The 21,828-nt window shown below is 45.4% G+C and carries 18 protein-coding genes and 1 pseudogene; 10 read left to right on the top strand and 9 right to left on the bottom strand.

Going from position 1 to position 21,828, the window contains the following annotated elements; translation table 11 throughout:
* Positions 1-107: 107 nt before the first annotated feature.
* Positions 108-1,244 carry an iron-sulfur cluster carrier protein ApbC gene (gene apbC, locus ACFO4O_RS02630; protein WP_382405770.1) on the bottom strand — a complete coding sequence of 379 codons (1,137 nt, stop codon included), beginning with the start codon at positions 1,242-1,244 and terminating at the stop codon, positions 108-110.
* A gap of 109 nt (positions 1,245-1,353) precedes the next feature.
* Here apbC and metG point away from each other — a divergent pair, with 109 nt between their 5' ends.
* A complete protein-coding gene (gene metG, locus ACFO4O_RS02625; RefSeq protein ID WP_382405769.1) occupies positions 1,354-3,396 on the top strand; it encodes a methionine--tRNA ligase in 2,043 nt (680 codons plus the stop codon).
* Positions 3,397-3,438: 42 nt separating this feature from the next.
* On the opposite strand, the gene ACFO4O_RS02620 is transcribed toward metG, so the two are convergent.
* Both ACFO4O_RS02620 and ACFO4O_RS02615 read right to left on the bottom strand, forming a co-directional pair.
* Complete coding sequence (locus ACFO4O_RS02620) at positions 3,439-3,924, bottom strand: hypothetical protein (RefSeq protein ID WP_382405767.1); 486 nt, start codon at positions 3,922-3,924, stop codon at positions 3,439-3,441.
* A gap of 61 nt (positions 3,925-3,985) precedes the next feature.
* The gene (locus ACFO4O_RS02615; protein ID WP_382405765.1) at positions 3,986-4,867 is read right to left on the bottom strand and encodes a methyltransferase domain-containing protein; all 882 of its coding nucleotides are present in this window, start codon (positions 4,865-4,867) and stop codon (positions 3,986-3,988) included.
* A 93-nt stretch (positions 4,868-4,960) separates the two neighbouring features.
* Here ACFO4O_RS02615 and gloB point away from each other — a divergent pair, with 93 nt between their 5' ends.
* Positions 4,961-5,737 carry a hydroxyacylglutathione hydrolase gene (gene gloB / locus ACFO4O_RS02610; protein WP_382405764.1) on the top strand — a complete coding sequence of 259 codons (777 nt, stop codon included), beginning with the start codon at positions 4,961-4,963 and terminating at the stop codon, positions 5,735-5,737.
* Between the two features lie 52 nt (positions 5,738-5,789).
* Positions 5,790-7,451, top strand: a complete 1,662-nt coding sequence (locus tag ACFO4O_RS02605) for a lytic transglycosylase (protein ID WP_382405762.1) — start codon at positions 5,790-5,792, stop codon at positions 7,449-7,451.
* On the opposite strand, the gene cysS is transcribed toward ACFO4O_RS02605, so the two are convergent.
* A complete protein-coding gene (gene cysS, locus ACFO4O_RS02600) occupies positions 7,448-8,839 on the bottom strand; it encodes a cysteine--tRNA ligase (protein ID WP_382405761.1) in 1,392 nt (463 codons plus the stop codon). The two genes, ACFO4O_RS02605 and cysS, sit on opposite strands and share 4 nt — an antisense overlap.
* Before the next feature lie 135 nt (positions 8,840-8,974).
* On the opposite strand from cysS, the gene ACFO4O_RS02595 reads away from it, so the two are divergent.
* The 3 genes from ACFO4O_RS02595 (at position 8,975) to ACFO4O_RS02585 (ending at position 11,326) form a co-directional block, all read left to right on the top strand.
* Positions 8,975-9,466, top strand: coding sequence for a peptidylprolyl isomerase (locus tag ACFO4O_RS02595; protein ID WP_382405760.1), 492 nt, complete (start codon positions 8,975-8,977; stop codon positions 9,464-9,466).
* Between the two features lie 43 nt (positions 9,467-9,509).
* Positions 9,510-10,235 (top strand): UDP-2,3-diacylglucosamine diphosphatase, encoded by a 726-nt coding sequence (lpxH, locus tag ACFO4O_RS02590; RefSeq protein WP_382405759.1) that lies wholly within the window; start codon positions 9,510-9,512, stop codon positions 10,233-10,235.
* Positions 10,236-10,453: 218 nt separating this feature from the next.
* Positions 10,454-11,326: a hypothetical protein gene (locus ACFO4O_RS02585; RefSeq protein WP_382405757.1), complete on the top strand. Its 873-nt coding sequence runs from the start codon at positions 10,454-10,456 to the stop codon at positions 11,324-11,326.
* Between the two features lie 35 nt (positions 11,327-11,361).
* Here ACFO4O_RS02585 and miaE read toward each other — a convergent pair whose 3' ends face one another.
* Entirely contained in the window at positions 11,362-12,186 is an 825-nt protein-coding gene (miaE, locus tag ACFO4O_RS02580; RefSeq protein WP_382405756.1) for a tRNA isopentenyl-2-thiomethyl-A-37 hydroxylase MiaE, read from the bottom strand.
* Positions 12,187-12,387: 201 nt separating this feature from the next.
* Between miaE and ACFO4O_RS02575 the strand changes: the two genes are divergently transcribed.
* The 4 genes and pseudogenes from ACFO4O_RS02575 to ACFO4O_RS02560 all read left to right on the top strand — a co-directional run bounded on the left by ACFO4O_RS02575 (position 12,388) and on the right by ACFO4O_RS02560 (position 17,389).
* Positions 12,388-12,666 carry an RNA recognition motif domain-containing protein gene (locus tag ACFO4O_RS02575; RefSeq protein ID WP_382405755.1) on the top strand — a complete coding sequence of 93 codons (279 nt, stop codon included), beginning with the start codon at positions 12,388-12,390 and terminating at the stop codon, positions 12,664-12,666.
* A gap of 95 nt (positions 12,667-12,761) precedes the next feature.
* Positions 12,762-12,983, top strand: a pseudogene (locus ACFO4O_RS02570) (VF530 family protein); the annotation flags it as partial.
* Positions 12,984-13,177: 194 nt separating this feature from the next.
* A complete protein-coding gene (locus tag ACFO4O_RS02565) occupies positions 13,178-16,441 on the top strand; it encodes a S41 family peptidase (protein WP_382405753.1) in 3,264 nt (1,087 codons plus the stop codon).
* 342 nt (positions 16,442-16,783) lie between these two features.
* Positions 16,784-17,389 (top strand): Yip1 family protein, encoded by a 606-nt coding sequence (locus ACFO4O_RS02560; protein WP_382405751.1) that lies wholly within the window; start codon positions 16,784-16,786, stop codon positions 17,387-17,389.
* A 203-nt stretch (positions 17,390-17,592) separates the two neighbouring features.
* Here ACFO4O_RS02560 and purF read toward each other — a convergent pair whose 3' ends face one another.
* From purF to folC, 4 genes are all read right to left on the bottom strand, one after another.
* The gene (gene purF / locus ACFO4O_RS02555; RefSeq protein ID WP_382405749.1) at positions 17,593-19,110 is read right to left on the bottom strand and encodes an amidophosphoribosyltransferase; all 1,518 of its coding nucleotides are present in this window, start codon (positions 19,108-19,110) and stop codon (positions 17,593-17,595) included.
* A 13-nt stretch (positions 19,111-19,123) separates the two neighbouring features.
* Positions 19,124-19,615 (bottom strand): CvpA family protein, encoded by a 492-nt coding sequence (locus ACFO4O_RS02550; RefSeq protein ID WP_382405748.1) that lies wholly within the window; start codon positions 19,613-19,615, stop codon positions 19,124-19,126.
* Between the two features lie 68 nt (positions 19,616-19,683).
* Entirely contained in the window at positions 19,684-20,319 is a 636-nt protein-coding gene (locus ACFO4O_RS02545) for an SPOR domain-containing protein (RefSeq protein ID WP_382405746.1), read from the bottom strand.
* A gap of 42 nt (positions 20,320-20,361) precedes the next feature.
* A complete protein-coding gene (gene folC / locus ACFO4O_RS02540; RefSeq protein ID WP_382405744.1) occupies positions 20,362-21,828 on the bottom strand; it encodes a bifunctional tetrahydrofolate synthase/dihydrofolate synthase in 1,467 nt (488 codons plus the stop codon).

Raw genomic sequence — 21,828 nt, 5'->3', positions numbered from 1 at the left:
CGCAAATAACCGCGTATAAAACACAGTCTACCGTTATCAAAACTCAATGCCTAAAACGTGCGCGAATTATGCGCACTCTTGCACGGCTAATCAACCGCTAATCACCCTTAGTTTAGCTGCGTCACCTCAATCTTTGAGGTCTGAGCCAATGGTGAGATGACCAACTGACTTGCCATTTGTCTTGACAGCAAATAAGCGCCTCGTAAATAAATAGCACATAGACTGTGCTCTGGTGCTTGCTCAAACAACGAATCTCCAGCATCGGCGTACTCGCGAATTAGAGGTGCCAAGGGCACTTCTGCCAAGATTGGCAGTGAATATTTTGCAGATAATTTTTGCGCGCCTTTGCTCGAAAATATATGGCTTTGATGATGACACGCAGGGCATTCAAAAAAGCTCATATTTTCAACTAAGCCTAATACGGGCACTTGCAGCTTATTAAACATGGCAATGCCCTTTTGAGCGTCCGACAGGGCAATATCTTGTGGCGTGGTTACCACCACCGCAGCGGTAAGCGGTAATTGCTGCGCCATGGTTAACTGGATGTCTCCGGTACCCGGCGGCATATCTACAATTAAGTAATCTAACAAAGGCCAGTTTGTTTCAGTGACAAGTTGCGTTAGCGCTTTGCTCGCCATGGGTCCACGCCAAATTGACGCATGCTCGTTTTTTACCAAGTAGCCAATGGAATTTGACACTAGCCCATGCGCAACAATAGGCATCATGTGCTTGTTATCTGGACTCATCGGGGACGCATTTTCAGTACCCAACATTAGCGGAATGCTCGGCCCATAAATATCGGCGTCTAGTATTCCTACCCGTGCCCCTTGCGCTTTAAGGGCGAGGGCCAAATTTACAGCCGTCGCCGACTTTCCTACGCCGCCTTTACCAGAAGATACCGCGATAATATTCTTAACGTTGCGAACCGGTGGCTGCTTGCTATCGAAGATCGGCACGTTATACCTTACGTTAAATTCAAGCGGGGCTTTCGATAGCGCCTTATTTATATTTGCTTTAGATTGATCTGGCTGAGATGCAGCGGAAAAATGTTCGTTTAGGTGCGCTATGAGTGATGATTTTTCGGTGTCACACACAAAGCCTAAACGAATATTAACAGCGTCATCGCTTACTCGCTCAACGTGGACATGCTCAGAGACATTGTGCCCAAAAAAGTCACAACAGCTTTGCTTTACGCTCAGGCACATCTGTTCATCTGCTTTCTTTTGTTTCGAACGAAAAAACATAGTGCTCCTAAAATGCGAAATAGCATGGAATTACGGGTGCAAAAAAACGTGCTTTAGGCTAAAATCCGCGCCCAGTATTAGTATTCTAACAAGCAAGGCTACACCTTACATGCAACAAGCTCAGCGCCGTATTTTGGTCACCAGTGCTCTACCTTATGCGAATGGCTCTATTCATTTAGGCCATTTACTTGAACACATCCAAACCGATATTTGGGTGCGCTTTCAGCGTTTGCGCGGTCATACTTGCTACAGTGTATGTGCTGATGATGCGCACGGTACACCGGTGATGCTTAAGGCACAAGAGCTCGGTATCACGCCAGAAGAAATGGTCGCGCAAACTCGCGCAGAGCACCATCAAGACCTGCTCGATTTTCACGTTGAATACAACAATTATTATGTGACTCATTCACCAGAAAACAAGGCTTTCTGCGAACTTATCTATAAGCGCTTAGATGAGGCCGGCTATATCTCAAAACGCTCAATCAATCAGTTGTACGACCCTGAAAAGGAGATGTTCCTACCAGACCGCTTTGTGAAAGGTACTTGTCCGAGTTGCGCCGCGCCCGATCAAAACGGCGACAATTGCGATGTATGCGGCGCTACTTATTCGCCCACCGAGCTTAAAAACCCGCGATCAGTGGTGTCAGGCGCTGAGCCTGTGATGAAGGAGTCGGAGCACTACTTTTTTGATCTGCCACAATTTGAGTCCATGTTGAAAAAATGGATTGCCGATGGTGCTGTGCAAAAAGAAATGGCCAATAAGTTCAACGAATGGTTTGAGCAGGGCCTTCAGCAGTGGGACATTAGCCGCGATGCGCCCTACTTTGGCTTTGAAATTCCCGGCGCACCAAACAAATTCTTTTATGTGTGGGTAGATGCACCTGTTGGCTATATGGCGAGTTTTAAAAACTACTGCGACGCACAAGGCATAGACGACACTCCCTACTGGACTCCCGGCAACGACACCGAGCTTTATCATTTTGTGGGCAAAGATATCAGTTATTTCCACTGCTTGTTTTGGCCAGCGATGCTAGAGGGTGCTGGATTTAGAAAGCCAACAGGCGTGAACATTCACGGTTTTGTCACCGTCAATGGCGCAAAAATGTCAAAATCCAAAGGCACATTTATTAAAGGTCGTACTTACCTCGACCACCTAAACCCTGAGTATTTGCGCTATTATTATGCCAGTAAACTGAACGATAGCGTCACCGACATCGACCTCAACCTGCCCGACTTGGCACAAAAGGTAAATGCCGACTTGGTGGGTAAAGTCGTCAATATTGCCTCGCGTTGTGCAGGCTTTATCACTAAACGATTTGACGGCAAATTGTCTAGCAACATTGAAAACCCAGCATTATTGCAGGAGTTTCATGATGCAGAAAATGACATTGCTGTGGCCTACGAGTCTCGTCAATACCACAAGGCCATTCGTGACATAATGGCCCTTGCCGATAAGGCAAATCAGTACATTGACGCTCAAGCCCCCTGGGTCACTATCAAAAATGATGACTTGCAAAGCCTTACCCACGATGTGTGTTCGATGGGCATTCATATGTTCAGAGCGCTGATGATTTATTTATCTCCCGTGCTGCCTAAGCTTGCTGAGCAGGCGCAAGTCTTTTTACAAGACGAGTTTACGTGGGCCAGCGTGAAAGATATTAAAACCGGGCATAGCATTAATAAATTTAAAGCCATGATGCAGCGAGTAGAAATGGACAAGATTGAAGCGATGGTAGAAGCAAGTAAAGAAAACCTGCAAGAAACTAAAAACGCACCTGCTGATGCAGCTAAATCGGAAGGTCCATTGGCAGATGACCCTATCAGCGAAACGATTAGCTTTGAGGATTTTGCAAAGGTTGATTTACGGGTGGTAAAGATTGTGCACGCCGAAGCCGTAGAAAAAGCAGACAAACTTCTGCGTTTAGAGCTCGACCTAGACGGCGAAACGCGTCAAGTCTTTGCTGGCATTAAATCAGCTTATGACCCAAAAGACCTGATTGGTAAACATACCGTAATGGTGGCCAACTTAGCGCCGCGGAAGATGCGCTTTGGCATATCCGAGGGCATGGTGCTAGCGGCCGGCCCTGGCGGTAAAGACCTATACATCCTAAATCCCGATGAGGGAGCAAAAGCTGGCATGCGCGTTAAATAAAGCGCATTAGTTAAATCAAGCGCCTTGATTAAGGCGCGTGGACTAAATTCCCGGAATCACCTCGATGGTTTCAGGTCGTTCCGGGATAATGTGGGTTTGGTAGTAATATTTATCAGTCGCTTGGCCATTCGTATCAAAAAACACAATTCGTTGGCGCTTAGCGGTGCCTCTAACCCTGATTCGCTTGTTGTCAAAAAACTTCTCTGGATGCTCTCCGTGCATTTGCGTCATTGCTAATACAAAATTACGCGGTATTTTAACCGTTACGCTGCGCTGGTCGCGATAGTCTTTTTGCGTATTTAGCATCACATCACGATTAACCGTTGCGGTATTTTTGATGCGTAAAATAAACTCCCCTTCTATACTCTGAGGCGCCATCTCGGCCGTTTTCTCAATAATCAGCATGGTATTGGTATCTTGTATACCTTGCTTCTCTTCGGTTGATGAGCACCCGCTTAATAACGCTAGTGAGAGTGCCAATACCGACGCGCAAACGCGCTTACTTACCATAAATTTTGATAGTGTCATGAAAATACTTCCTTGCTTGTAAGGTCAGCCGTATTTACCCACGGCGCTTTAATATACCTTACTATACCTCAAGCCCACGCGCTTTGTTAATCGTCGCACTCTGAGCGATGTCTTTTGTCGCGGCTTTTGCTAGGTCTGTTGTTATGTCTTTTGTCAGGTTCTTTGTAAGATTCTTTGTCAGATTCTTTGTAATGGATTCGGCGCGCGTCCTCATGCTCGCGCCCGCCGCACTCGACGAAAACTTTGGCGACAACTGCCACTTAGGCTTAATAGGCGACAGCGGCACCTCGCGTTTACGAGCAACAATAATATACATGGACGAAAACCAAGGCAGATAGCGTTTGCACCATTTTTGGATGCGACTGCGCTGATTTAATCTTCGTCGCATAAACAAGCCTGAATACATCACTTGTTCTTGCTGAATGATTTCAAAATCGAGCAGTTGCAACCAATCTTTTATGCGCGCAGCAGTGAAAAAACGGCCTTGATGTAATATGTTTTTTCTATTGATTGGCAAATACTTCATAACCCCCGCGAGGCTAAATGGGTTAAACCCTGCAATCACCACATGCCCGTTGGACGTAATAGCGCGGTCGATTTCTCGAATAATTTGGTGGGGGTCTTGCGCAAAATCTAATTCTGCCACCAATAAAAATGCATCAACACTGTTGTTTTGCAAGGGCAAACGAGATGACTGTGACTTCACATGCGACTGCTCAATCCTCGTTTGCGAAAGGTTAAATTTTTGCTTTATTGGGCACGAGTTAACCGTCAACTGCGAGCTTAAGTTTCCAAGTTTGACTAAGTAATAGCCAAAAATGCGTTCCATAATGGGTGCTAAAGCCCGCTCAAGTTCATCTCGCACGTTTTGCCCTTGGCTCAACGCTTGCCATTGCTCAGGATAACTAAGGCGCTTAACGGTTCGCGCTTCGCGCATCAGCATAATCGTTTATCTCCTTTACTTGCAAGTGAGCCTGAATCTTCTTAAAGTTATCGGAATATCGATAAAGGTCAACCATTTTCCGACAGGAGCAGCATGTCCCAAGCAATTCAAATTACGGCAATTAAAGCATTTACCGACAATTATATTTGGTGCTTACACGACGGACAATCCGCTGTGGTGGTTGACCCAGGCGACGCCGAGCCAGTGTTAGACTTCTTATCTAGTCAAAATCTGCATTTGTCTGCAATTTTAATTACCCATCACCACTTTGATCACACTGGCGGTATTTTAAATCTGCAACAGGCAATCCCTCACCTTCGCGTGATAGGTCCTTATAACGAAAAAATAAAAGGCATCAATGAAAAGGTGGCTCAAGGTGATAGCGTGTCGTTGTTCGACAAAACCCTAGCATTAGAGGTGCTCGAAACACCAGGGCATACCATGGATCATATTGCCTTTTATAATACGCAATGGCTATTTTGCGGCGATACGCTGTTTTCTGCTGGCTGCGGCCGTATGTTTGAAGGCACGCCTGAGGTTTTTTTATCTTCGCTTGATAAGCTTTCGGCGCTCAACGCAGACACAAAAATATACTGCACTCACGAATACACCCTCGCCAACCTCAAATTTGCACGGGAGCTTTTGCCAGAGCATACTGCACTAAAAGACTACGAGCAGTGGGCAAAGCGCCAGCGCGCGCAAGATGCCATCACCCTCCCCTCAAGCATTGATGAACAAAAACGTATTAATCCTTTCTTATTTTGCCATGATGCAGACTTTCAGAGCTTAATGGCAGAAAAATTGCAACAAACGCTGCACGGCGCTGTCGATACATTCGCAGCGCTTCGCTTGGCCAAGGATAATTTTTAAATCGGTCTTGGTTCACGTACAATTTGTCGCGAATAATAAGAATTAGGATGTTATGAAGTATTTATTGTTGGTTTGCCTGCCGGTTTTTCTCAGCGGCTGTGCATTGACTTCTGCTGAGAAAACACAGGCTAACGCGCAAAACAAGCAGCTCGCTACCTTAGAACAATGCGAATTTAGCGATGAAAATCTCGCAATCACCAGAGGCGATGGTGCAAACGGCCACAATACGCAAGCATGTGCTAGCGAGCAAGACGGCGTTCTTGACGTTATTCATCCAGTCCAAACGGTAGAGGTGCCCCTACCACAAGCGCCCGAAGTTGACCAAACAACTGAGATAGATGATGTGTGGATGCGCATTGCCGACCAGCTCGCATTTACCATTCCTAAAAACCAACAGCGACTCGATTCACAAAAGAAATGGTACTTAAAACATCCTGATTATATGTCACGTGTTGCTAAACGTGCCCGACCGTTTTTGTATTACATAGTAGAGCAGCTAGAACAAAACGATATGCCAGTGGACCTTGCGCTGCTCCCCATTGTTGAAAGCTCATTTGACCCATTCGCCTATTCGTCGGGCCGGGCCGCCGGCATGTGGCAATTTATACCCGGTACTGGCAAACGCTTTGGCATGGAGCAAAACTGGTGGTACGACGGACGACGTGATGTCGTAGCGTCAACGAAGGGCGCTATTGCGTATTTACAGTATTTAAATAAGATGTTTGACGGCAACTGGATGCATGCACTTGCGGCATACAATAGCGGCGAAGGACGCGTTATGCGCGCCATTCGCAAAAACAAACGCGCTGGAAAAAAAACCGACTTTTGGTCTCTTGATTTACCGAAAGAAACGCGCGCATATGTGCCTAAGCTTTTGGCACTCGCAGACATATTAAAGAACAGCGATTCCTATAATTTCAGTTGGCCTAAAATAGACAACGCACCCGTAATTGAAGTGGTTGATGTAGGTTCGCAGATTGATCTTGCTATGGCGGCAAAGATGTCTGGCTTAACCCTCGCTGAACTGCAGGCATTAAACCCTGGATTTAACAAATGGGCCACCTCACCTTCCGGTCCGCATTTGCTAATATTGCCGCTTGATAAGGCTCAGCAATTTACCTTAGCCTTGGCAGAAACCGAAGAAAAAGACCGCCTCAACTGGGAGCGTCACCAGGTTAGACGAGGCGACAGCATTGGCAAAATCGCCAAACTGTACAATACAAACGTTGACGTTATTAAGAAAGTAAATGAGCTAAAAGACAATACGATATACGCAGGAGACCATTTACTAGTGCCGGTGTCACTTAACGAACTTGACTCTTATGCACTAACCGAAGCACAGAACAGCTATCATTCAAGCGCCAGCAAGCGAGGTAAAATCAAGCTTAACCACACCGTGCGGGCGGGTGATACGCTATGGGACATTGCTAAAGTCTACGATGTCAGCGTGCAGCAAATTAGCAAATGGAATCGGATGAAAAAGAACGACACCCTGCGTCTCGGTAAAAAACTGGTCATTTACGTGGGCGATGACCAAAGAGCAAATACACGCTCACTCACTTACTCGGTGAGAAGCGGCGATTCGCTCTCACTTATTGCGAGCAAGTTTAACGTCAAAGTTAACGACATTCTGAAATGGAATGCATTGAGTAAAAATCAGTACTTACAAATCGGACAGCGCCTAAAGCTTTTGGTGGATATCACCAAAAGCTAAACCCTGCGCCAAGTCGTGCCGCCGGCACCGTCCTCAAGTACGACACCAAGCGCGGTTAGCTCGTCGCGAGCCGCATCGGCGTTGGCCCAATCTTTATTCTGCCTAGCTTGATTGCGTTTTGTAATGAGTGCTTCAACCTGCTGGGCAAAGCCTTCATCTTGCTCAGCCCCGCCCTGTAAATAACTCGCCGGATCGCTCTGCAAAATACCAAGGATCGCCCCTAGACCCTTCAGCACGCCTGCTAATTTCTGCGCATGCTCGCTGAATACATCTTCTTTGTTTATTTCTTTTGCCACGTCAAACAATACCGAAAACGCAATGGGCATATTAAAGTCGTCGTTCATTGCGGCTTCGAATCGCTCAAGATATCCGCCATAGCTTAAGGCAACATCGCCATCTACTTTCACATCTCTTAACGCGGTATAAAGACGCTCTAAAGAAGCCCTCGCCTGAGCAATATTATCTTGAGAGTAACTAAGCTGACTGCGGTAATGGGCCGACATTAAAAAGAAGCGCAAGGTTTCAGGGTCATGCTTGTTGAGCACGTCTCTTAAGGTAAAAAAGTTACCCAGAGACTTTGACATTTTTTCATTGTCGACTTGCACCATGCCAGTGTGCATCCAAGTATTTACATAAGGCGTGTCAAAGGCGCAGCATGACTGTGCAATTTCGTTTTCATGATGCGGAAAAATAAGATCAGAGCCACCGCCGTGAATATCAAAATGCGCCCCTAAATGCTTATGATTCATTGCTGAGCACTCAATATGCCAGCCCGGTCGTCCTTCGCCCCATGGAGATGTCCAACTTGGCTCAGAGGGCTTGGCGCGCTTCCAAAGCACAAAGTCTAATGGGTCTTGTTTGTCAGAGGTGGTCTGCACGCGGATACCTGCCTCGAGTTGTGAAAGGTCTTGCTTTGACAGTTTGCCGTATTGCTCATACGCACTTACATCAAAAAGTACGTCTCCCGATTCCGACACGTATGCAAACTGCTTGTCTATCAGTCGCTCAATGACAGCGATAATTTCTGGCATATGCTCTGTGACTTTCGGTTCAATATCAGGTAAGAGCAAGTTTAATGCTGCAAAATCTTCATGCATCATGGCAATCGTGCGCGTGGTTAACTCGCTGTGCGTTTCACCATTTTCTATCGCGCGCTGGATAATCTTATCGTCTACGTCGGTAATATTACGCACATAGTCAACCGCATATCCAAGGTGGCGTAAATACCGCACAATAATATCAAAGCTTAAATAGGTGCGTGCATGACCCATATGGCAAAGGTCGTAAATCGTAATGCCGCACACGTACAAACCGACTTTATTCGGCTGGAGGGGCTTAAATGCTTCTTTTTTACGGCTTAAGGTATTGTATATGCGCAGTTCGGTCATGCTCTTATTACATTCTTTGCTAACTTAAAGTGGCCGAATTCTAGCATCTGATAGCCCTTTTAGGCTACCATTACGCGGTGTTTATCGAGGGTGTAGATACGCCCTTGCCTCCAATTCAATCAATATGAGAACAGCATGGTTATTTTAGAAACAAACTTCGGTGATATCACCATCAATCTTTTTGAAGATAAAGCACCAAAAACCACCGCAAACTTTAAACAATATGTTGAAGATGGCTTTTATACCAACACCATTTTTCATCGCGTCATTAAAGACTTTATGATCCAAGGCGGCGGGATGGAGCCAGGCATGCAGGAAAAAACCACCCGCGAGCCAATTGAGAACGAGGCAGATAACGGCCTTAGCAATAAAACAGGCACACTTGCTATGGCTCGTACTAACGATCCGCATTCAGCGACTGCACAGTTTTTTATTAATGTAAAAGACAACACCTTTTTAGATTTTAGCGCAGCCAACTCACAAGGCTATGGATATTGTGTGTTCGGCGAAGTGACCGACGGTATGGATGTGGTTGAACAAATTAGAGGCGTGAAAACTGGCAACTCTGGCTATCATCAAGACGTTCCGCTTGAAGATATCATTATCAAAAGTGCACGCATAGCCTAATGCAACGCGCGCTAAACAAATACAAGCGCCGCCTAAAACGCTAATGCCAATCACCTATTTTATTTCAGACTTACACCTAAGCGCGCAGCGAGAAGATATCACTGCGTGCTTTTTGCGCTTTATGCAAAGCGAAGCGCTAGAGGCCGAAGCGCTCTATATTTTAGGTGATTTATTTGAAGTATGGATTGGCGACGACGACGTCAATGATTTTAACGATACCGTTGCACGCGCAATCAAAAGCGTCTCCGAGCGCATGCCGGTGTACTTTATTCATGGCAACCGAGATTTTGCAATCGGCAAGCGCTTCGCTAAACGTAGCGGTATGCAGCTACTACCTGAACAAGCGCTGATTGACCTGTATGGACGTAAAACGCTTATTAGTCATGGCGATGAGTTATGTACACGCGATATTGAGTACATGAAGTTTCGTAAAAAAGCGCGAGGCTGGTGGTGGCCTAAATTGATGCTTGCCCTGCCCCTTAGCATACGCCGTAAAATCGCTGAAAATGGCAGAAAAACCAGCCAAGATAATCACAAAGCGCTTACTGCTGAGATTATGGACGTTACGCCGTCAGAGGTGGAACGCGTGATGCGTGACTTTGACGTTGAGCTGTTTATTCACGGTCACACACATCGCCCTGCTGTGCATGACATCAGCATTGATGGCAAAGCCGCCCAGCGCATTGTGCTGGGCGATTGGTATGATCAAGGCTCCATTTTATTTGCCAGTCCACAGGAGCTCTCATTACAAATTCGCCCCTTTAGTTAGCGGCGATTTTGGGCCTAACAAATTCGCATACTGGTTTAACGCATCATATTGCTAAATTAGGTCTCTTACTTATCTTTTTAGGTAGCACTTACCTTTTACTTCGCCTTTCTCATAAATATAGCTTGAAACATTGCGTAAATGCTGAATAATTGAACAGCGTTTAGGTCGTAACATTTTACAAATCATGTCTTTTATTTCACTACGAAAAGGACTTTCGCTTGTTCAATCGCAGCATTAAATACATATTATTGTTGATTATTAATATCGTCGTTTTATTTACGCTTTATGCGCATCAAGCGCCAGAAGACACAGGCGTATTTGACACACAATTTGTGATTGGCTTGCTTGAAGAGCGTGACGACTTGCAGTCTTCTGTTATTGACTTAGAGATGGCTGTATTGGAGCTTGAAAAAGCACAACAGCAGTTTGAAGATGACATTATAAGTCTCAGTTCCGATAAAACAGCGGTGAATCAATCTTTACTACGCTGCGAGGAGAAACGCTTGAGCACTGAAGGCCTGCTGAAGGAACAGGCCGCGCAATTAGATGTAGTATCAAAACCACAGGCCGCACCAAACTGTGAAGCGCAAGCCGCCAGACTTCTATTAGCTCGAAGAGAGCTCGCCTCCGCGCAAGTGCAAGTAGAGGAGCAAAAAATTAAGCTTGCAGAGCTTGAGAAGCTTATCGCGCAGACATCGCAGACCGATAATGCCCCAGAGCTAATTAAAGAGATTGAGCAATTGAAGATTGAAAATGAGCAGCTTAAGTCGGATATTGAAGATCCAATTTATCTCAAGAGTGTGTACCTGTCGGGCCGCAAGTGCGAAAAGCCCCAGTTTGATGAATTAGTGTGCATCCAAGAGTTTTTAGTTAGACCAAAATTTAGCAAAGCGCCCACTAGCGAAGTGGCTGTGACGATTTACGCTCCTAACAATGAAGTATTAGCCAAATCATCATTTGTATCAAAACGCGCACAGCTCTATCGGTTTCCTATGGGGCGAGGCCGCGAGGTCATCGCAGGCGATTTTAGGGCCACCTTTGAGGTTGAAGGAGAGCTCTTAGAAACACAAGGCCATACGATAGTTCACTAAGCCCGCTTATTCAGTCCGGTCATTGTCTTAGCCCCTTAATTTTGACCAGCTGCAAGAGCGTTGGTCTCAAACTCCTCGGTAGCGGCGTTTGGTATACCGGAATGAAACTTGAAGTCTTCATCTTTACTCTGAATCAATTGCGCTTCACATTCTGCAAAAAAAGCAATGCGCTCGTCCACTTCCTCTCGCGTGCTTAATCGACTATCTGCACTTGCGATACTTCTTGCTAGGCTCAGATAGTCCTCAAAGTGTCGCGCTTCTGAGCGCAGTAAAGACGTGTAAAATGCTGCTAGGGTTTCATCTAAATGCGGCGCTAGCTTTGCAAAACGCTCACATGAGCGAGCCTCAATAAATGCGCCACATATAAGCTTATCAATCAGTGCCGCAGGTTCATGGGTGCGAACATGGCGAAGCATTCCTTTGGCATAGCGGCTCGACGAGATGTTTTCATATTCAATATTGTATTGCTGCATCACCTCGAGCACCTGATAAAAGTGATGAAGCTCCTCTTTTATTAGCAGTACCATTTTATCGACTAGCTCTTGTCCGTAGGGTGAACCTGACTTTGCTATCATCGACTTGCTCAGGCGCTGGTGCTGTTTCAATGCCTGCCAGTCTCCCTCTTTTCTGTAGGCAAACTTTTCGTAGGGCGACAGCCACTCTAATAGCGCCTTTGCGCTTTGTTCATCCACCGCATAACGACGAATCAAAAACATGGCAGATTGCGCAGCTTTGAGTTCACAAATAAGGTGATCGGTAAGCAGTACACTTAAATTCTCTGGCTTGATGGCTTGCTCCACCCACGCCTGCGGAGTTTCGCACAATAAAAAGCGGCGTATGGGTTCCAGTTCATCTGTCATATTCTTAAGCCCGTAGTAAAACCATGTAATCAGCAGGTATTATGCGTATTGAGAGGGCGCGCGCAAGGTATTTCATGCGCGTTTTTGTGGCTTTTATTGGATTAAAGCCTAGCTTGGCGATACACTTGTACAAGTTTCGATTTTTTATTTACCCATCATTCACACACCTAGCAATCAACATACGTTCAATATAAGGTATTCATGAAAATTCTTGTACGAAATTTAGCACGCACTACAGGCGAAGCAGCACTTGAGGCTGCCTTTGCAGAATTTGGTTCAGTGCAGGCATGCAACCTTGTGATGGATACAGATACCGGCACTTCTAAAGGTTTTGGTTTTGTTGATATGCCAAAAGCTAGCGAGGCAAAGGCGGCGATTCAAGCGCTCAATTATAAAAAAATCGATGGTAATAAAATAAGGGTCAAAAAGGTAGAGCCAAAGAGCAACAATACTGCAATTCCCAGTGACGATGATAACTAAACAGATAACTAAACAGATAACTAAACAGATACTTAGGCGAATACTTAAGCAGATACTTACAGAAGCTGCTCGAAAGTGACAAACGAACGATTGATATGACAGACATAAAAAATAACGCAGGCAGCAATGACCCAATGCACGGCATCACGCTGAAAGCTTTGCTCGAATACCTGGTTGAGCGCTATGGCTTTGAAGAGCTAGGGCAACGCATCAATATTCGTTGCTTTACCCACGACCCAAGCGTTAAATCAAGCCTTAAGTTCTTACGCAAAACCCCGTGGGCGCGTAAAAAAGTAGAAGATTTTTATTTACAATCTAAAGCTCACACATAATAAGAAAACGCCGTTTGTGGGCTAAAATGTGTGTAGTCTGAAAAATGTGTATCAGGATTTAGGAGCTGTGGATGCGCTGTAGATGCGCAGACAAGACCTGAACCGAAAACACAGGGTAAAAATATATGAAGGATTGGCTGAGAAATCAGCCGCTCCATTAACCAAAAAGAAGGGACCTTATGAATATTTTGCGTCGCACCGCATTTTTTATGCTCTGTATGAGTATCTTATCCCCCAGTCTGCCTGCTATAGCCGAAGTTGAGCCGCAGTGGGTTAGATACCCTGCTATCTCTCCAGATGCCAGTACGATTGCATTTACTTATAAAGGTGATATTTATTCAGTAGCGGCATCGGGCGGACAGGCTCAGCGCCTCACTTTTCATAAAAGTCACGATTTTAAACCGGTGTGGAGCAAAGATGGCTCCCAGATTGCCTTTGCTTCCGACCGTTTTGGTAATTTTGACGTTTTTGTGATGGATGCAAAAGGTGGTCAAGCCGAGCGGTTGACCTTCCATTCAACTAATGAAATTCCCAGCACCTTTAGCCATGATAATACCCAGATATTGTTTGAAGGCGCGCGAATGGATACGGCCGCGCATCGACAGTTTCCAAGTGCTAGATTAGGAGAGCTTTATTCTGTTCCTCGCAGCGGCGGTGCCATCTCTCAGGTATTTACCCACACAGCTCAAGCGCTGCAGGTAAACAGCGATGGTACACAGTTTATTTATCAAGATGACAAAGGCACTGAAAACCCCTGGCGCAAGCACCACAAGAGCGCCGCTACCCGAGATGTATGGTCGTATGATGTTGCACGCAAAACGCATCGGCAGATTACCACTTTTATAGGTGAAGACCGAGACCCAGTATACGCTGAAGACGAAAGCAGCGTGTACTACTTAAGTGAGCAGAACGGTACGTTTAATGTGTATCAGCTTAATCTCGAGAATACAGATACGCCTAAACAGCTTACCAATTTTAACCTTCATCCGGTGCGTTTTCTATCGCATGCCAACAATACGCTAGCGTTCACGCATCATGGTGAACTGTACACCATGGATGTTAATGGCACGCCCACAAAAATTAAGTTGAGCATTCGCACCCAAGACGTAGAAAATTCGCAAGAGCTGTTAGCCGTTAACGGCGAAATATCAGACATGTCCATTTCTCCAAACGGCAAAGAGATAGCCTTTATCGCGCGCGGCGATGTGTTTGTGAGCAATACAGATGGTACGTTTACGAAGCAAATTACGCACACCGCCGACACCGAGGCGTCGGTGAGCTTCTCGCCTGAGGGTGATTATGTGCTCTACAGCTCCGAGCGCGACGGTAAATGGAGCATTTACAAAGCTGAAAAACAGCGTGCGCAAGAGCCCTTCTTTTATGCGGCAACGCTCATCAATGAAAGTGTTTTGCTTAGCAACGAGCGTGACAATTACCAACCTAAGCTCTCACCTGATGGCAAGAAACTCGCTTACGTTGAAGACCGCCGCACCATTAAAGTACTCGATTTAAGCAACAACGAAAGCGTGACTGTTTTAGACAAAAATAACACCATTCACTTTAGAGACGGCGATCAGAATTTCAGTTGGAGTCCAGACAGCCAGTGGATACTCCTGCAGCACGATAAGCTTCTTAATAATGCAGATATTGCAATTGTTGATGCATCTGGCGAACAAACAAAGCAGGTATTGGTACCCAGTGGCTACTACGACTTTGAACCGAAATGGGTGAATGGTGGGCAACAAATCATTTGGTTTAGTAACCGCGAAGGTTTACGCAGTTATGCCACAAGTGGTCGCAGTCAAAGTGATGTGTATACCATGTTCTTTACAAAGGAATTATGGGACAAATTTAATCTGAGCGAAGATGACTTTGCACTAGTGCAAGCGATTGAAGAGGCCGAAAAGGAAGCTGAAGACGAAGAAAACGGCGAGGAATCTGCCAGTGACGACGAAGATGCCTCAGAGGAAGACACTAGCGTCTCGCCGCTAAATATTGAATGGGATGGGCTTGACCGACGAATCGCTCGCCTAACAATTCATTCGTCTTTACTGGCAGATGCTGTGCTAAATAAAGAGGCCGATACGCTTTATTACTTATCTGAGTTTGAAGATAAACATGATTTGTGGGAAACCAATCTGCGCACGCAAGAAACCAGAAAAGTGATGAATTTGGGCGCTCGCGGCGGGAGCTTAATGTGGGACCCTGATATGGAGAATCTTTATTTGTTGAGCGGCGGCAGTATTGCGAAGCTCGATTTAGAAAATGAGTCTCGCGAGAACATCAACATTAGTGAACAAATGCTAGTTGACCACGACGCGATTCGTCAAAAATCGTTTGAGCATGTATGGCTACGAACCTCAAAAATATTCTATGAACCCACATTCCACGGTATTGATTGGAACCTCATGCGCGAAGAGTATCGAGGCAAAGTGGCTCATGTTGCCAATGGACATGAATTTACTGAGTTGCTGAGCGAAATGCTCGGTGAGCTCAACGTGTCTCACGCGGGAGCAGGATACAGAAGCGAAATGAGCAATGCAGACAATACCGGAGAGCTGGGTATTTTCTACGATTTTAGCCACAACGGCAACGGTAACGGCATTAAGATTGTTGAAGTGATTAAAGACGGACCGCTAGATAAAGCCGCATTTGACCTTTCATCTGGTGATATCATTCAAAAAATTAACGGCGTAAGCGTTGATGTTAGCTTTGATTGGAGTGCACTATTAAACCGAACGGTTGATAAATTCGTGCTGCTCGATATTTATAAACCGAGCACCGATAAAACGGTACAAATTACCGTTAAGCCTATCTCTAGCGCTCAGCAGAATGACTTGCTTTATCAGCGTTTTGTGAAAACCAACGAACAAGAAGTACTCGAATCCAGCCAAGGTCAATTGGGCTATGTGCATATTCCGAGCATGTCTGACGGCCCTTACCGTAGCATTTATGATGACATAATGGGACGCTTTTTCGATAAAAAAGGCATTGTGGTAGACGCCCGTTTTAACCGAGGCGGAGACTTAGTTGCAGACCTAGCGATGTTTTTTACCGGCGAAGCGTTTATTACCTATGCACGAGCTGACCAAGTAGTGGGCACAGAACCCACTTCTCGCTATACCAAGCCCATCGTCTCGATATTTAACGAGGCAATGTATAGCGACGGACATTGCTATGCCAGCGGCTATACCGATCTTAAATTAGGTAAGTCAATTGGCATGCCGGTTCCCGGCACTTGCAGTTTTGCCGGGTGGGAATCGCTACCTGGCGGAGGCTATTGGGGTGTTGTGCCTGTGAGTGCAAAAAACAAAGCGGGTGAATGGATGGAAAACAATCAAACCACTCCCGACATCATCATTAAAAATTCACCATCTCTAATGGCCGAAGGCCGCGATCAACAGCTCGAGCGCTCTATTAACGAGTTGCTCAACGAGCTCTAAGTTGCGATTCTGATTCAGCTAGTGTGGTATGCAGTGCATGCATGCCACACTTTTTTTTGCTGACTTCGCGAGAAAAAACTTAGCGCAAAAACTGTACTTCCTGATCGAATCTCGGCTCAAAACACGATATTGCATATAAAAACCTGATGATATTTAAATATTATCAGGTTTTACTTAAGTGCATGCTTGTTAAGGCTTTGTTAATGATTTATATTATTTGTAAATTTAGACATATCGTTTTGTCTTGTTTTGATTTGCTGGTTTGCTCATATTGTTGTTATCGCCAGAGCGCCCCCAGCAGGATTTGAAACTACTCATCGGCAATAATCAGGAGCACAAACAGTGATACTTAACCATCTGTGGGGAATATATACTGCCCCAAAAGAAGAATGGCAAAATATAGACCGCAAACACGAAAATTATTTTTATGCCTTAAGTCATATACTCATCATCGCGATGATCCCCTCAGCGATGGCCTATTACGCCTCGGCTTATCTTGGATGGGATATAGGTGCAGGTGTTACCGCCGAAACAATCAAACTCACGCAACAAAGTGCACTGTCGATGGCAGTGGCCATGTATTTTGGCTTAGTGTTTGGCGTGATCGCCCTTGCGGTACTTATACATGAGCTAGCAAAATCCTTTGAGGTATATCCAAACTACACGCAAAGTTTAGAAATTGCTGCCTATACAGCAACACCTCTTTTTATGGCCGGCTTTAGCGCTTTCTATCCAGAGTTATGGTTTATCATGTCAGTGGTCTTAGTAGGTATCTCCTACTCTGTATACCTGCTATATACCGGTGTCCCCATCATGCTGCATATTCCAGAGGAAAAAGGCTTTATATTTTCGAGCTCTGTAGTGACCTGCGGATTAGTATTGATGGTGATCTTGATGGCAGCCTCGGTGATCTTATGGAGCTACGGACTTGGCCCGCAGCACATGTAAAAGCAGCACAAGTAAAGACAACGCCCCTTTCTGAATAGTTCTAAAAATTAAAAAGGCCATCATGTTGATGGCCTTTTTTTATGAGCTTCTTAGCTTATTTGTTGTCCAATCTAGCGATGCTTAGCTACTGGTATTTAGCCGGTTGTCTAGTTGGCCATTTAAAAACATTGCAAATTTAGATGGCCCTATCCAGATAGTCATATTTAGTTAGTCATATTATGCATTTCTAAATTACTAAGTTCAGCCTGAATGCGCAGCGGCGCTTTAGAGGTTTCTGAGCGCGCTTTGTCTATGCGTTCTAAATAATCTTGATTAACATCACCTGTCACGTAATTCCCATCAAACACCGATGTCTCAAACTGTGTTATCACCGGATTCTCTTGTGACACTGCATCTACCAAGTCTTTTAAATCTTGGAATATCAGCCCGTCGGCTTTGATGCATTCACAAATTTGTTCGATTTCGCGACCGTAAGCAATAAGCTCATTCGCAGATGGCATATCAATGCCGTATACGTTAGGGAATCGAATCTCAGGAGCCGCAGATGCGAAGTAAACTTTATTTGCGCCCGACTCCCTTGCCATTTCAATTATTTGCTCAGAGGTTGTTCCACGCACAATACTGTCATCAACTAGCAGTACATTCTTACCTTTAAATTCAGACGAAATAGCGTTTAGCTTACGGCGCACAGATTTACGACGCATTTTTTGGCCCGGCATAATAAACGTACGACCGATATAGCGATTTTTCACAAAGCCTTGGCGGTACGGCAAATTTAGCGTATTGGCAATCTGTAGGGCAACATCCATTGAGGTTTCAGGAATAGGAATCACCACGTCAATATCAACATCGTCCCATTCTCGCTTGATTTTTTCGCCTAGTTTACGCCCCATATTTACGCGAGACGCATAAACCGATATGCCATCAATAAAAGAATCTGGGCGCGCAAAATACACAAACTCAAAGATACACGGATTACAAATCGGTTTGTCAGCGCACTGCTTTGTAAATAATTCACCTTGCTCGGTAATGTAAATCGCCTCACCGGGCGCCACGTCGCGTATAAACGTAAAGCCAACTGCATCGAGGGCGACACTTTCCGATGCAACCATGTATTCATCGCCTTTCTCGGTAATGCGCTTACCGAGTACTAAAGGACGAATACCGTGCGGATCTCTAAATGCAACCATGCCCTGCCCGATAATCGCTGCCACAACAGCATAAGCACCTTTAATGTTTTTATGCACTTTTTCAACGCCAGTAAATATCTCATCCGGCTGAATGGTCATTCCGGTTGTTTCATGCAGCGCATGAGCAAAAATATTCAGCAAGAGCTCAGAATCTGAGGTCGTGTTGATATGCCGACGCGCAATCTGAAACACTTCGTCTTGAAGCTGGTGAGAATTGGTCAAATTGCCATTATGGGCAAAGGCAATACCAAAGGGCGAATTTACGTAAAAGGGTTGTGCCTCTGCCGAACTTGAACTGCCCGCTGTGGGATATCGACAGTGGCCAATACCCACCTTACCGGTTAGTCGCTTCATATGACGTGTATGAAACACATCGCGCACCAAGCCATTGTCTTTGCGCAAATTAAACATGTTATCTTCAATGGTCATTATACCCGCGGCATCTTGCCCACGATGCTGCAATACAATTAATGCATCGTATAGCGATTGGTTAACCGCGTCTTTACCCACTATGCCAACAATGCCACACATACTTATTACGCCCTTATATAGTGTCGTTGAGGAAGCTTGAGCTATCTTTTACGTACTCAAAAAACCATTCGATAATCAGTGAAAATTCTGGGATTAAAATTGATTCAGACCACCACACAGACGACGACGCAGGGGTGAAAGTATCTAAGAAAAATAGTGCAGCGCTGACAATCAGCACGCCTCTCAGGGCGCCAAAGACTGCTCCTAAGACGCGGTCGGTGCCAGAAAGCCCGGTCGCTTTTACCAGTTGTGAAATTACGTAATTGATGAGCGCACCGGCAATTAAGGTGCCAATAAACAAAATGGCGATGGCAACACCGTTACGCACCATGGTGTCATCAATTTGAGTAAGAAATTGGGCGAGATTTGGATAAAATTGGCTGGCAACAAAAAAGGCGGCTAGCCAAACCACAAGAGAGACCGCCTCTTTTACGAATCCTCTCACAACGCTAATGACCGCTGAGAATACGATGATACCTAAGATGGTAAAGTCAAACCAATTCATATGTGACAAGTGTTCCAATACAGATGAAAGCGGACTAACAAATTTGGCGCGAAGTTTAGCAAATTAACTTATTCAGCGCTAACCTCAAATGCAGTTATTTTACCCTTTAGATTCGTCAGCTCTTGAAGGTGCGGCAATGCTTGTTCTAGACGCTCTCGTTCTAACTCGGGTCCCACAAACACTTTGTTTAGCACGCCTACACTGGTTCTCACTGGTTGGCTATATGCACGATATCCCGCTTGCTTCAATGTTGTAATAAGCTCATTGACGTTTTTCTCGTAACGGAAGCTGCCCAATTGTACTACGTAGCCTGAATCTTTCACGTCTATCTCAACTTCTTGGGCTTGTGCTGGCGTCGTTTGAGTTTGTGCTGGCGCTTGAGGTACTTCACTTGCCGACGATGTATCCGATAAATTGGCCGGCTGGTCTTCTTTAGCCTCGTTGGCAACAATTTGAGAACCATCAATATCATCTAGCGCAGTTTCATCAACTATCTCAGCGTTTTGCAACGTTTGTTGAGACAGTTGCTCCTGAGGGAAAGGTTCTGCTTGCTCTATCACGAGCGCGTTGGGCGCCTGAGGAATTTCTACAAACTCTTGGGTATTCTCGCTTTTTTCACCGTCGAGTACCTCGGGCAGTAAAATTACCACCAGTGCGACCACAATAATGGTGCCTACCAATCTATTTTGTAAAGCTGCATTCATGTGATTAGGGCCATCTTAGGTGAACAAATTAACGGTTTGCGTTTATTTTGCGTTAAGTTTTTTTTCGTCAAGTTTATTTTCGTCAATATAATGTATGGTTTGCGCCGCGGTGACAAACGAACCAAACACCACAATCATATCAGTATTTGACGCCTTGTTAATAGCCTTTGCTAAAGCACTCGCAATATCAACATATCCACTGATACTCAGCGCATTTGCTTGAGGCACTGCGCTTACTAGGCGCTCATAACTTTCTCCCCGTTTACCGGGCAAACTCGCGCAATACCAATGCGCGCTAAGCGAGCTCAATGCATTAAGTGTCGCTTCAATATTTTTATCTTTAAGCATGCCAACCACAATATGACATTCATTTGTCTCAAAGGTGCGGATTTTATCGAGCAAGAGTTCAGCAGAAGCCTCGTTATGAGCAACATCCAATAATATGGTGGGCGAGTGTCCAATTACTTGGGCTCTTCCTGCCAGTGAGGTGCTTTCTATGACGCGTTGCATCTCTTTTGACGATGCAAGCATACCCTCCAAGGCCTTCGCTTTAGCCCAAGCACTATCGCTAAATGTTTTTAAGTGAGCGTGCAAAGACCACAAAGTAGCTAAGGCAGTCATGACGTTTTGATTCGGGATTGCACATTTGCGCCACTGATAAAGTTGTCTTGTTTCACCAAGTCGAATAAAGCCTTCACTAAGTATTTCATTCGTACCTGACGCGTCCGCTTCTTGTTTTTGCTCTGGCGCTGGAGCATTAGTCTGAGCTAGGGCTTGCCCAGAGCCTTGCGCTTGCATAGAGCCTTGCGCCTGAACTGAGCTTGCCTGCGAGGCAAGCAGATCAAAGTCTCGACCTCGCCTTAAAACAGTATTGTTCTGCTGAGCTAACCATGTTTCAGCTTTTTCATATTTCTGGTCAAAGCCAATCACCGTATTTTTGTTCGGTTTAATTATCCCGGCCTTTTCAGCGGCTATGTCGTCTAATGTGTGGCCTAAATAGTCTTGATGGTCCAGTCCAATACTGGTCAGCACATTGATGTCTGCATCTATTATATTGGTTGCGTCGAGGCGTCCGCCTAAACCCACCTCAAGAATCACAACATCGGTTTTCGCTTTAACGAATAAATACAGTGCCGCCAGCGTAGCGTATTCAAAGTAAGTCAGGCTAATTTCTGCTTTTGCATCTTCAATCTGCTCAAAAGCGTCACAAATATCATCGTCAACTGCGTCCGCGCCGTTGATACGAATACGCTCATTAAACTGCAGAATATGAGGGGAGCTATACACCGCTACAGACAAGCCAGCATGCAGGCAGCTTTGCTCTATCAGGCGGCAGGTCGTGCCTTTTCCGTTAGTGCCAGCAACAGTGATCACAGTCGCATCAGAAAAGTGTATATCAAGTCGCTTAGCCACCTCAGAAACACGCTCCAGCCCCATATCGATGTCAACAGGGTGGCCTGCTTCTATTTTTGTAAGCCAGTTGGTCAGAGATGTTGCCAATGCTGGCAT

It is taken from the genome of Glaciecola siphonariae (assembly GCF_042652645.1).
Classification (GTDB): domain Bacteria; phylum Pseudomonadota; class Gammaproteobacteria; order Enterobacterales; family Alteromonadaceae; genus Glaciecola; species Glaciecola siphonariae.
Note: the sequence above shows the minus strand (reverse complement) of the source record. Positions and strands in the feature narration are given on the sequence as shown.

Excerpts from the sequence above, each read along its gene's own strand:
- apbC (WP_382405770.1), bottom strand. The coding sequence starts at position 1,244 with ATGTTTTTTCGTTCGAAACAAAAGAAAGCAGATGAACAGATGTGCCTG.
- metG (WP_382405769.1), top strand. The coding sequence starts at position 1,354 with ATGCAACAAGCTCAGCGCCGTATTTTGGTCACCAGTGCTCTACCTTAT.
- ACFO4O_RS02620 (WP_382405767.1), bottom strand. The coding sequence starts at position 3,924 with ATGACACTATCAAAATTTATGGTAAGTAAGCGCGTTTGCGCGTCGGTA.
- ACFO4O_RS02615 (WP_382405765.1), bottom strand. The coding sequence starts at position 4,867 with ATGCTGATGCGCGAAGCGCGAACCGTTAAGCGCCTTAGTTATCCTGAG.
- gloB (WP_382405764.1), top strand. The coding sequence starts at position 4,961 with ATGTCCCAAGCAATTCAAATTACGGCAATTAAAGCATTTACCGACAAT.
- ACFO4O_RS02605 (WP_382405762.1), top strand. The coding sequence starts at position 5,790 with ATGAAGTATTTATTGTTGGTTTGCCTGCCGGTTTTTCTCAGCGGCTGT.
- cysS (WP_382405761.1), bottom strand. The coding sequence starts at position 8,839 with ATGACCGAACTGCGCATATACAATACCTTAAGCCGTAAAAAAGAAGCA.
- ACFO4O_RS02595 (WP_382405760.1), top strand. The coding sequence starts at position 8,975 with ATGGTTATTTTAGAAACAAACTTCGGTGATATCACCATCAATCTTTTT.
- lpxH (WP_382405759.1), top strand. The coding sequence starts at position 9,510 with ATGCCAATCACCTATTTTATTTCAGACTTACACCTAAGCGCGCAGCGA.
- miaE (WP_382405756.1), bottom strand. The coding sequence starts at position 12,186 with ATGACAGATGAACTGGAACCCATACGCCGCTTTTTATTGTGCGAAACT.
- ACFO4O_RS02575 (WP_382405755.1), top strand. The coding sequence starts at position 12,388 with ATGAAAATTCTTGTACGAAATTTAGCACGCACTACAGGCGAAGCAGCA.
- ACFO4O_RS02565 (WP_382405753.1), top strand. The coding sequence starts at position 13,178 with ATGAATATTTTGCGTCGCACCGCATTTTTTATGCTCTGTATGAGTATC.
- purF (WP_382405749.1), bottom strand. The coding sequence starts at position 19,110 with ATGTGTGGCATTGTTGGCATAGTGGGTAAAGACGCGGTTAACCAATCG.
- ACFO4O_RS02550 (WP_382405748.1), bottom strand. The coding sequence starts at position 19,615 with ATGAATTGGTTTGACTTTACCATCTTAGGTATCATCGTATTCTCAGCG.
- ACFO4O_RS02545 (WP_382405746.1), bottom strand. The coding sequence starts at position 20,319 with ATGAATGCAGCTTTACAAAATAGATTGGTAGGCACCATTATTGTGGTC.
- folC (WP_382405744.1), bottom strand. The coding sequence starts at position 21,828 with ATGCCAGCATTGGCAACATCTCTGACCAACTGGCTTACAAAAATAGAA.